This is a genomic window from Kitasatospora sp. NPDC054768, assembly GCF_053612025.1.
On sequence record NZ_JBSHBN010000234.1, the window covers coordinates 1 to 10,580 of the forward strand.

Consider the following 10,580-nt stretch of genomic DNA (forward strand, 5'->3'; position numbering starts at 1 on the left):
CCCCGGTACCCCCTTTCGGGTACCGGGGTACGCCAGATGATGATCGTTTAGTACCTTCGAGGCCGTACGGCACTACGCTGCTGACTACGGCCGCGACCAGGGGATTCCGCCCGCACCGGGGAAGTCCCCACCCGGCCGATCCGTCATCCCGACCCCGCCCTGGCACGAGGGGGAGACAAACCGTGAGCATGTTGACTCCCCAAGGCCTCAAGGGGAAGCAGTACCGCGTCACCGGCAACACCTACCCGCGGTTGGGCCGGCCTCCGAAGAAGAGCCGCAAGGTGATCGCCGCGCTCGTCGGCCTGCTCGCCCTGGCCCTGATCGCGCTCGGCGGCGTGCAGCTGTACGACATCTTCACCGGCAGGAACAAGAACGCCTCGGCACAGGCCTGCGCGACCCCGTCCGGCAAGGCGCTGGCAGCCCCCACGCCGGGCGCCACCCCGGGCGCCGCCGACGCGCCCGCCGCCGCGCAGGGCGACCCGCACGCCGTCCCGCAGGCCACCGCGGTCACCGTGAACGTCTACAACGCCACCACCAAGGCCGGTCTGGCCGGCCGGACGGCCGAGGAGCTCAAGAAGCGCGGCTTCGTCATCGGCAAGGTCGGCAACGCCCCGGCCGAGCTGGACAAGAAGGTGCCCGGCACCGCCCAGGTGATCGCCGGTCCGGCCGGTGCCGGCGCGGGCACCCTGGTCGGCTCGCAGATCGCCGGTGCCGCCGTCACCGCCGACGCCCGCACCGACACCACCGTGGACTTCGTGATCGGCGACAGCTACAACGCCCTGCTGGACGAGACCCAGGCGGCCGCCGCCCTCGCCCTGGCCACCAAGCCCTCCCCCACCCCGACCGCCACCGGCAGCTGCTGAACCGCCACCGGACACCGGAGCCGAACACCGAGAGCCCCCGGCAGACGCAGTGCCGGGGGCTCTCGGTGTTCGGCGGTTCGGGTGGTTCGGGTGGTTCGGGTGGGGGGCTCAGCCGGCCGTGCCGTACAGCCGGTCGCCCGCGTCGCCCAGGCCGGGGACGATGTAGCCGTTCTCGTTGAGCCGCTCGTCAACGGCGGCGGTGACCACGGTGACCGGCAGACCTGCCAGCTCCCGCTCCATCACCTCGACGCCCTCGGGCGCGGCCAGCAGCACCACAGCGGTGACGTCGGTGGCACCGCGCTCGATCAGCATCCTGATCGCGGCGACCAGGGTGCCGCCGGTGGCCAGCATCGGGTCGAGCACGTAGACCTGGCGGCCGGAGAGGTCGTCCGGCATCCGGGTGGCGTAGGTGGAGGCCTCCAGGGTCTCCTCGTTGCGGACCATGCCGAGGAAGCCCACCTCGGCGGTCGGCAGCAGGCGGGTCATCCCGTCCAGCATGCCGAGGCCGGCCCGCAGGATCGGGACCACCAGCGGGCGCGGGTAGCTGAGCCGGGTACCCAGCGTGACCGCGACGGGCGTGGTGATCTCCACCTCGTCGGTGCGGACGTCGCGGGTGGCCTCGTAGGCGAGGAGGGTCACCAGCTCGTCGGTCAGGCGACGGAAGGTCGGCGAGTCGGTGCGCTCGTCGCGCAGGGTGGAGAGCTTGTGGGCGACCAGGGGGTGGTCGACGACGTGGAGACGCATGTGTCGAGGTTAGCCCGGGTCTGGACGGGTGTACGACCCGCCGTGCCCCAGCCGGGCGGCGGTCCGGGTGACGCGCCCGTGACACGCCGTGACCTGTCGCGAATGTCCGGACGGAAGTGCCTCCTGTGGTATCAACCGGGCCGTTCTGGGAATGTCACGTCTTATGACGAGCAACCCGAACGCCGGGGACGGCTCGATGGACGAGCCCGTCGACGGGTCGGGCCGGAGCCCGGGCCCGCCGTACGACCACCCCGAGACCGAGGCGGAGCGCCGCAGGCGGCGGGCCGTCTTCCTGCGCGAACTCACCGAGGCGCGCGAGCTGCGGGAGCGGGTCCAGCCCCGGCGGACCAAGGAGCGGCGGATGCGCGAGGCCATGCGGATGCGAACCTTCCGGATCTGACAAGGCCCGGACGGCCCCGCGCCGCCGCGCCGCGCGCCCGGGGGCGGACCCCGGGCGCGGACCCCGGGCGCGGACCCGGAAACGGCCCGAGGCGGCCCCCGGCGGGCGTTCGGAGCAAATTTCGACCGGCTTCGGACCGCCACGCCCGACTTCGCCGTCCGCCACCCGGCCCTTCCGACACGACCTGCGAAGACGCGCTGCCGAACACCCCCCGCGAGGGCGGGCTTTCTGTCACGATTCCGATGGGACGGTCCGAACAAGCGGACCGCCCCTGGTGCGGGGGCGGCCAGATTTTCGCGTCGCCCGTGCGCGCCGGCAGCCGAGACCGATGATCTTGGGAGTGTCCCTGGTGGCGTACTTCGCTGCAGTGCTTGCTCGCACTGAGGACGGGTGGGATGTGAGCGAGACGGAGCTCGACGACGTCGAAACCCTGGCCGATCTGGCCGACCTGGCCCGCGACTCCGCCCAGGACGACGACAGCGTCCTGATCTTCATCGAACAGGAGGACGCCTGGTTCGCCGTCGTCCGCGTGGACGGCGAGGAGGACCCGCGGATCTTCGTGTCGGACGGCGCCGCGGCCGCCCGCAGCTCCTACGGGTCCGTCCTCACCGACGAGTTGGTCGACCAGGCCGGCGAGAGCGAGTTCGGCGACCTGGACCACCTGCTGGACGAGACCGAGGAGGCCGGGGAGCAGGACGAGGAGGACGCCGACGCCCGCGGCGGCGTCCCGGTCGGCCCGCTGGGCGACGCCCACCTGCTCACCGAGTTCGGCCTCGCCTCCGAGGACCTGCTCGCGCTCAGCGGCGAGGGCGCGGTGCCGGGCGACGCCCTGGAGGAGATCGCCGAGGCCCTGGGCTGCGGCGAGGTCCTGGAGGCCGTCCGGTAGAGGGGTCGGTCGTACCGGTGTCCGCCGCCGGATACCCGACACTGGATGCCATGCAGCCCGCATCCACCCCGCTGACCGTTCCGCGCGTCCCCCCGTTGCCCGCCCCCGTCCGCCCCGACCCGGTCCGCGACCGCTGGGCGGCGCCGATGCGCCTGGCCATGGCCGAGGCCGCGCTGGCGCCGGCCACCGGGGACGTGCCGGTCGGGGCGCTCGTCCTGGACCCGGACGGCGAGGTGATCGGACGCGGCCACAACGAGCGCGAGGCGGTCGGCGACCCGACCGCGCACGCCGAGGTGGTCGCGATCCGGCAGGCGGCCGAGAAGACCGGGGAATGGCGGCTGAGCGGCTGCACACTGGTCGTCACCCTGGAGCCGTGCACCATGTGCGCGGGCGCCATCGTGCTGTCCCGGATCGACCGGGTGGTCTACGGCGCCCTCGACGAGAAGGCCGGCGCGGCCGGCTCGCTCTTCGACGTGATGCGCGACCGCCGGCTCAACCACCGCCCCGAGGTGATCCGGGGCGTCCTCGCCGACGAGTGCGGCGAACAGCTGCGCGCCTTCTTCGACACCCACCGCTGAGAGCCCGCCGCCGAGAGCCCGCCGACCACCGTGGCGATACGGATTTCGTGACTGCGCCACCCCTCCGGTAGAGTTCCTCTCGGTAGCGTGTCCGAGCGGCCAAAGGAGCACGCCTCGAAAGCGTGTGTGGGGGCAACTCCACCGTGGGTTCGAATCCCACCGCTACCGCTCGAAAGCCCGAGGGCCCGTCCGATCCGGACGGGCCCTCGGCGTTTGTCCGGCCGGTGTCCGGGCACGAAAAACGGCTCCGTACCCCGGGCCGATGACCACCGGTGCCCGGTCCGTACGGAGCCTGGAGGGGGAGCGGCTCGGGGGGACTGACCGCTCCCCCGGCGGAGTCCCACAACCGGCGCCGCGTCGGGGGAAGCCGCGGCGACCGGTCCCACAGCGGGGAGCTCCGGATCCACGCACCGGGGATTCCTGCCAGATCCTCGGTACGTCCTCCATCCTGCCGCCCGGCCCGCGACGGGGCATCCGGAGAAAGGCCCCACTCGCGGGGACCTTCGTCCCGCCGGCCGAACGCGTCGCACACTTGATAGCCCGTCCGGGTGGATAAGCTGCCCCCTGCAGGCCGCTCGGGGACCGGATGACGGCGGCCCACGGCTGGGAGGCAGGTCACCCGATGGCGCAGGCGAAGAGGATCGGCATGGCCCTCCTGCTCATCTTCGTGCTCTACTCGATCATCACCTCGCCCTCCCGGTCCGCGGAGCTGGTGCAGCTCGGGTTCGAGGGGATCTCGAACGCCGCCAAGGCGGTCGGCACCTTCATGACCGGTCTGATCAAGTGACGGACGGCCCGCGACCGGCCCCGGCGCACCGGCTACGGTGAGCGGGACCCTCTGTCCCCGTCCGCGAGGAGCGGCAATCGTGATCCGCCACCTGGTCCTGTTCAAGCTCAACGAAGGCGTCAGCAAGGACGAAGAGCGCGTGCTCGCCGGCGCCAAGGCCTTCGACGCGCTCGGCGCGGTGATCCCCGAGCTGCGCGAGTGGGAGTGCGGCTGGAACACCACCGAGCGCGACATCGCGTACGACTACGCGATCAACAGCCTGGTCGAGGACCGCGACGCCCTCCAGGCCTACCTGACCCACCCGGACCACCAGGCCGCGGCCGGCCTCTGGCGCGAGTTCGCCACCTGGGTGATCGCCGACATCGAGGTCTGAGCACCCGTCCGGCACCCGTCCGTCCGACCCCGCCCGTCCGGAACCCGCCCCGGACGCGTCCCCCGGACGGACCGCCGCGCCCCGCCCGGCCTCCGGGCGGGGCGCCCTGCTCCGTCCCGGAACGATCCGTGCGGCACTTCGCCGGCCGGCCCGGGAAAGGTTGAACACCCCACCAACACACCTCCGTCGGGTGCTTGCCCGATGTGCGCCCACCTTGTGATGCTATGACCGGTTTTGCCGGACATGGCGAGGTACCGAGCCAGCCGCGACACCCGATCCGCAGGGCCCGCCGTTGACGACTTTGGGAGGGGTGAGGTGTCCGTGGACGAAGTGCTGGCTGCGATCACCAGCCCGGCCGGCGAGCTCCGCCCGGACCGGCTGCGCGGCCCCGGCGGCCGCCCCGCCGTGGACGTCCGGACGCTGACCCGGGTGCTGTTCGAGCGGCTCGCCGAGCTGCCCCCGGACGCCCCCGAGCGGGAGCGGGTGCGGGCCGCCCTGATCGAGGTGAACATCCCGCTGGTCCGCTACGCGGCCACCCGCTTCCGCAGCCGCAGCGAGCCGATGGAGGACGTCGTCCAGGTCGGCACCATCGGCCTGATCAACGCGATCGACCGGTTCGACCCGGGCCGCGGCGTCCAGTTCCCCACCTACGCGCTGCCGACCATCCTGGGCGAGATCAAGCGCTACTTCCGGGACAACGTCCGCACCATGCACGTCCCGCGCCGGCTCCAGGAGCTGTGGGTCCAGGTCAGCGGTGCGATGGAGGAGCTGACGGTGCTGCACGGGCGGGTGCCCAAGGTGCCCGAGATCGCCGCCAGCCTGCGGATCCCCGAGGAGGACGTGCGGGCCTGCCTGGACGCCGGGCGGGCCTACAACGCGGCCTCCCTGGAGGCCGCGCAGGAGCACGAGGGCGGGCTCGCCCTGCTCGACCGGCTCGGCTACGAGGACTCCGCGCTGGCCGAGGTCGAGCACCGGGACATGGTCCGCCACCTGCTGGTCCAGCTCCCCGAGCGGGAGCGCCGGATCGTGATGCTGCGGTTCTTCGCCAACCTGACCCAGTCCCAGATCAGCACCGAGCTGGGGATGTCCCAGATGCACGTGTCCCGGTTGCTCTCACGGATCCTGACCAGGCTTCGGACCGGCAACTCCTGGGAAGAGTGAGATTGCAGCCAGTTACCCCGGCGTGACATCTTGCGACGTTCGGGTTTGCCGTGGACCGTGTTCCGGTATGGAGGGGGAAGGCCCTCGCCGGGAACCACCGCGCGACGGCCCCCGTTCAACCGACAGTCACAAGGGGGTGGGTGCATGTCCGGAGAGCTGGGCACTGCGGAGATCCACGCCGGCCGGGCCACCGGCACGGCCGTCGCCGAGGACCTGGTCCCGCTGCAGCGGGTCGAGACGGTCCGGCCACCCGGCCCCGCCGCGGGAACGCAGACGCCGCCCGGCGCCGCACTGGACACCCGGACGCTCTCCCGCTCACTGTTCCTGCGGCTGGCCGCGCTGGACCCGGGCAGCGCCGAGCACACCTACGTCCGCGACACCCTGATCGAGCTCAACCTGCCGCTGGTCCGGTACGCCTCGGCGCGCTTCCGCAGCCGCAACGAGCCGATGGAGGACATCGTCCAGGTCGGCACCATCGGCCTGATCAAGGCGATCGACCGCTTCGACCCGGAGCGCGGGGTGGAGTTCCCCACCTTCGCGATGCCCACCGTGGTGGGCGAGATCAAGCGCTTCTTCCGGGACACCAGCTGGTCGGTCCGGGTGCCGCGGCGGCTCCAGGAGCTGCGGCTGGCGCTCACCAAGGCCGGTGACGAGCTCTCCCAGCGGCTGGACCGCTCCCCCACCGTCGCCGAGCTGGCGGCCTGCCTGGGGGTCAGCGAGGAGGACGTGGTCGAGGGCCTCGCGGTCGGCAACGCGTACACCGCCAGCTCGCTCGACTCCAGCACCGGCGAGGAGGACAGCGACGGGCCGCTGGCCGACCGGCTCGGCTACGAGGACCTCGCGCTGGAGGGCGTCGAGTACCGGGAGTCGCTCAAGCCGCTGCTGGCCAAGCTGCCGCCGCGCGAGCGCCGGATCATCATGCTGCGGTTCTTCGGGAACCTGACCCAGTCGCAGATCGGCGAGGAGATCGGGATCTCCCAGATGCACGTCTCCCGGCTGCTCACCCGGACGCTCACCCAGCTGCGCGAGGGACTGATCAACGAGGGCTGAGCCCGCCACCGGTGGCCGGGCCCCGCCCGGCCCCCGGCTCGTCCAGCAGCAGGTTGGCGCGCAGCCCGGCCAGCACCTCGTCGTCCAGCCCGAGCCCGTCCCGCCAGAAAGCGTCGAAACCGCCCCAGCCGGCCTCGACCTCCGCGAAGGCCGCGTCCAGGTAGCCGCCGTCGGCCCGGAAGACCGGCAGGAGCAGCTCGGGCTCGCGCATCAGGCCACGGGCGGCGAAGTCGCCCAGCACCCCGCGCACGACCGGAGCCGAGCGCTCGTTGGTGAGCAGGTAGTCGGCCAGGACGGTCCCCCGGTCCACCCCGAGGGCCGTCAGCAGGAGCGCGGCGGCCCAGCCGGTGCGGTCCTTGCCCGCCGAGCAGTGGAACAGCAGTGGCGGGCCCTGCGGGGCCGCCAGCAGGCGCAGCAGGGCCGCGAAGCGCTCGCGCGCCACCGGATCCGTGACGAACCATCGGTAGAGACCGGTCATCAGGGCGGTCGCCCGGCCGTCGCCGAGCAACGCCCGCTGGCGCTGCGGACTTTGGTCGGCCAGCGCGTCGCGGACCAGCAGCGAGATGTCGAAGTCCGTTGCCAACAGTGGTAGATGATGCAACGTCACACCGCCTGGCAGGCGGTCCAGTCCGGCGCCGCGGACCTCGTCCATGCTCCGCAGGTCCACCACGCCGCGCAGGCCGAGCGCGCCGAGCGGGCCGAGGTCCTCGGCGGTGACACGGTTCAGGCCATCGCTGCGCAGCGCCACCCCGCGCCGCAGAATCCGCCCGTCGGCCGCGCGGTACCCGCCCAGATCCCGGGCATTCAACGCACCGCGCAAACCGAGACTGCGTCCGACCAGCGGCGTTCCGGCGGGCTTCGGTGACGCATTCCGTACGCTCAGGAATCCCTCCGGCTCGGTATGCTGATCGACCACGTGAGCGCCTCCATTGCATATTCGGACTGTCACATGGCACAGCGGTGCCCGATATTGCATGAACCTGCCCAACGGGGCGGTGGGATGTGCAAGAGTGTCATGCGCGACGACGACAGTGTAGGTGCCCCGCCCACCCCACCGGGCACACCCTCGGTAACCACGTGTAGCACTCAGCTTCCGGTTTTTCATTTTCAATTCACTATTTGCGCCGCCGGTACGGTTCCGGTCACAATCAGCGCCTTCATGGCTTCGCCATGAACGTTGGTAACAGGTTCGCTGCACTCTCGCCCAATTGGTCCCTCGCACCGCCGTCCCTCGACCAGGATGGGCCCGGGCAGCCTGCTGCCCGCGAACAGCTACACGGGCAGGCGAGCGCCGAGGAGCGCCGCGCCGGCCCCAAGGGGAGGATCACCATGGGTCGAGCGACCCGAAGAGTCGCCGCGTGCGCGGCGGCAGTCCTGCTGGCCAGCGGCTTGCAGTCCACCCTGGCCCACGGCGACACCATGCCGCCCAGGATCGACCTCACCGTCCTGGTCGTCGACGACGGCGGCCCGTCCGTCGCCGCCATCACCGCCGAGCTGAAGAGCCAGGGCACGCCCTACAAGGTCGTCAGCCTCAATGACCCCAACCGTCCCGTGATCAACTCCGCTTTCCTGAGCGACACGGTGAACGGCCTGCCCCGGGGGAAGTTCCAGGGCATCGTGCTGCCCAACGAAAACCCCTTCCCCAACAGTGCCGCCGAGATGACGGCGATCGCGAGCTACGAAGCCGCATTCAACGTCCGTCAGATCGACGCGTACACGTGGGCCAACCCCGCAGTGGGTCTGAACTACGCTCAGAATCCCGGATTCGTGGGCACTCTCGACGGATTCCAGGGCGCCACCACCGCGGCCGGCACTTCGGGCCCGTTCGGGTACCTCAAGGGCAGCGTCCCGTTCGAGGACAACGACACGAACGTCAGCGAGAGCTACGGCTACCTGGCGACCCCGCTCGCCGGCCTGCCTGCCGGCGCCTCGTTCGTCCCGCTGGTCGACGCGCCGATACCCAATGCGACCGCCCGCGGTTCGCTGGTCGGCGAGTACACCCACGACGGCCGCAAGGAACTGGTCGTCACGTTCGTCTACAACCAGTACCAGCAGCAGTACCGGCTGCTGGCGCGCGGCATGGTCGACTGGCTCACCCAGGGCGTCCACCTCGGCTACGACCGCAACTACTTCGCCACCCACGTGGACGACGTCTTCCTGGCCGACGACCGCTGGGACACCACGCTCAAGTGCACCCCCGGCGACGTCACCTGCCCGCCCGGCACCCCGGACACCGCCAGCCCGATCCGGATGACCGTCGACGACGCCGACCACCTCAAGCAGTGGCAGGCCGCCAACAACTTCACCCTGGACATGGTGTTCAACGGTGGCGGCAGCGAGGACTGGAAGGCCGACCACGAGACCACCGCCGACCCCACGGCGGACCGGATGATCGCCGACCAGAGCAGCTACCGGTGGGTCAACCACACCTACACCCACCCGTACCTGGGCTGCGTCCAGAACGTCACCGTGGTGCCGTGGGTCTGCTCCAAGAACAGCGCGGGCGGCACCGTCTGGGTCGACCAGAACACCATCTCCACCCAGATCAAGAACAACGCCGACTGGGCCACCGCGCGCGGCCTCCAGTTCGACGCGCAGACCCTGGTCACCGGTGAGCACTCCGGGCTGCTGACCGCCCCGCAGGAGACCAGCGACAACCCGTACCTGGCCCCGGCGCTGGCCGCCAACGGCATCAAGTTCACCGCCAGCGACGCCTCCCGCGAGACCGGCCAGCGGGCCGTCGGCTCGTCCGTGCTGACCGTGCCGCGGTACCCGATGAACGTCTTCTACAACGCCGCCACGGCGAAGGAGGAGACCGACGAGTACAACTGGATCTACACCAGCAAGGCCAACGGCGGCAGCGGCGTCTGCGAGAACAACGCCAACTCGACCTGCCTGCCGCAGCCGCTCGACGTCAACACCGGCTACCAGTCGTACATCGTGCCGCTGGAGGCCCGGATCGACCTCGGCCACGTGCTGAACAACGACCCGCGGCCGCACTTCGTGCACCAGTCGAACCTGTCCGAGGACCGCATCCTGTACCCGGTGCTGGAGAAGATCCTCGGCACCTACCGCTCGCTGCACGCGGACAGCGCCCCGATCGTGAACCTGAGCCAGCGCGAGATCGGCCAGGAGTTCCAGCGCCGCGCGGCCTGGAACAACGCGCTCGCCGCCGGTCAGGTCACCGCCTACCGGGTCGGCAACACCATCACCGTGAACGCGCCGTCGGGCGTTCAGGTCCAGGCCACCATGCCGACCGGAACTGCTCAGAAGCTGGCCATCGGAACGGGCGGGTTCGGTTCGTCCTACGCCGGTACGCTCTCGGGTTGGGTGTCCCCGGGCGCGCTGCAGAGCAGCGTCACCCTGCAGCTGCCGTCCGCGCCGGCCGCCCCGGCCGCCGTCGCCCCGAGCGTCGCGGCCAAGTCCGTCCCGGCCCCGGTGCCGGCGGACAAGAAGGTCGTGCCGCAGGGCGTCGCGACCCCCGTCCCGGTGGGCCCGAGCGACACCACGCGCAAGCCCGCTCCGTCCCTGGTCCCGGGTAGCGGAACCCCGGTGCCGGGCAAGGACGTCACCGCTGGCACCATCGGTCAGGGCGGCGACGGCCACCACGGCAACACCGCTGCGACGAAGAACGGCAAGCCGTCTGGGGGGACGGCCACGCCGAGCAGCACCCGCGCCGTCGGGCGTTCAGGTCCAGGCCACCATGCCGACCGGAACTGCTCAGAAGCTGGCCATCGG

General features: G+C 71.4%; 11 protein-coding genes and 1 tRNA gene. 10 read left to right on the top strand and 2 right to left on the bottom strand.

Annotated elements, in window-relative coordinates:
* The first annotated feature begins 188 nt into the window (after positions 1-188).
* On the top strand, positions 189-863 hold the full coding sequence (locus tag ACWGKU_RS38435) for a LytR C-terminal domain-containing protein (RefSeq protein WP_452180182.1): 675 nt from the start codon (positions 189-191) through the stop codon (positions 861-863).
* 108 nt (positions 864-971) lie between these two features.
* Here the strand turns inward: ACWGKU_RS38435 and upp are convergent, their stop codons facing one another.
* The gene (gene upp, locus ACWGKU_RS38440; protein WP_049650159.1) at positions 972-1,607 is read right to left on the bottom strand and encodes a uracil phosphoribosyltransferase; all 636 of its coding nucleotides are present in this window, start codon (positions 1,605-1,607) and stop codon (positions 972-974) included.
* Positions 1,608-1,803: 196 nt separating this feature from the next.
* Between upp and ACWGKU_RS38445 the strand changes: the two genes are divergently transcribed.
* The 8 genes from ACWGKU_RS38445 (at position 1,804) to ACWGKU_RS38480 (ending at position 6,842) form a co-directional block, all read left to right on the top strand.
* Positions 1,804-2,007 (top strand): hypothetical protein, encoded by a 204-nt coding sequence (locus ACWGKU_RS38445; protein WP_359913963.1) that lies wholly within the window; start codon positions 1,804-1,806, stop codon positions 2,005-2,007.
* Positions 2,008-2,335: 328 nt separating this feature from the next.
* Positions 2,336-2,893: a tRNA adenosine deaminase-associated protein gene (locus ACWGKU_RS38450; RefSeq protein WP_359913958.1), complete on the top strand. Its 558-nt coding sequence runs from the start codon at positions 2,336-2,338 to the stop codon at positions 2,891-2,893.
* A gap of 50 nt (positions 2,894-2,943) precedes the next feature.
* Positions 2,944-3,471, top strand: coding sequence for a tRNA adenosine(34) deaminase TadA (gene tadA, locus ACWGKU_RS38455; protein ID WP_452180860.1), 528 nt, complete (start codon positions 2,944-2,946; stop codon positions 3,469-3,471).
* Between the two features lie 81 nt (positions 3,472-3,552).
* Positions 3,553-3,639: transfer RNA gene (locus ACWGKU_RS38460), tRNA-Ser, on the top strand.
* 478 nt (positions 3,640-4,117) lie between these two features.
* Positions 4,118-4,258: a hypothetical protein gene (locus ACWGKU_RS38465; RefSeq protein WP_359913966.1), complete on the top strand. Its 141-nt coding sequence runs from the start codon at positions 4,118-4,120 to the stop codon at positions 4,256-4,258.
* 79 nt (positions 4,259-4,337) lie between these two features.
* Positions 4,338-4,631, top strand: coding sequence for a Dabb family protein (locus ACWGKU_RS38470; RefSeq protein ID WP_360351558.1), 294 nt, complete (start codon positions 4,338-4,340; stop codon positions 4,629-4,631).
* Positions 4,632-4,874: 243 nt separating this feature from the next.
* Positions 4,875-5,792 (top strand): RNA polymerase sigma factor SigF, encoded by a 918-nt coding sequence (locus ACWGKU_RS38475; RefSeq protein WP_380358919.1) that lies wholly within the window; start codon positions 4,875-4,877, stop codon positions 5,790-5,792.
* A 144-nt stretch (positions 5,793-5,936) separates the two neighbouring features.
* Positions 5,937-6,842, top strand: coding sequence for an RNA polymerase sigma factor SigF (locus tag ACWGKU_RS38480; RefSeq protein ID WP_401050241.1), 906 nt, complete (start codon positions 5,937-5,939; stop codon positions 6,840-6,842).
* On the opposite strand, the gene ACWGKU_RS38485 is transcribed toward ACWGKU_RS38480, so the two are convergent.
* Positions 6,829-7,650 (bottom strand): tyrosine-protein phosphatase, encoded by an 822-nt coding sequence (locus ACWGKU_RS38485; RefSeq protein ID WP_401050244.1) that lies wholly within the window; start codon positions 7,648-7,650, stop codon positions 6,829-6,831. The two genes, ACWGKU_RS38480 and ACWGKU_RS38485, sit on opposite strands and share 14 nt — an antisense overlap.
* Before the next feature lie 521 nt (positions 7,651-8,171).
* Between ACWGKU_RS38485 and ACWGKU_RS38490 the strand changes: the two genes are divergently transcribed.
* On the top strand, positions 8,172-10,580 hold a 2,409-nt coding region (locus ACWGKU_RS38490), incomplete at its 3' end, for a hypothetical protein (RefSeq protein WP_452191765.1).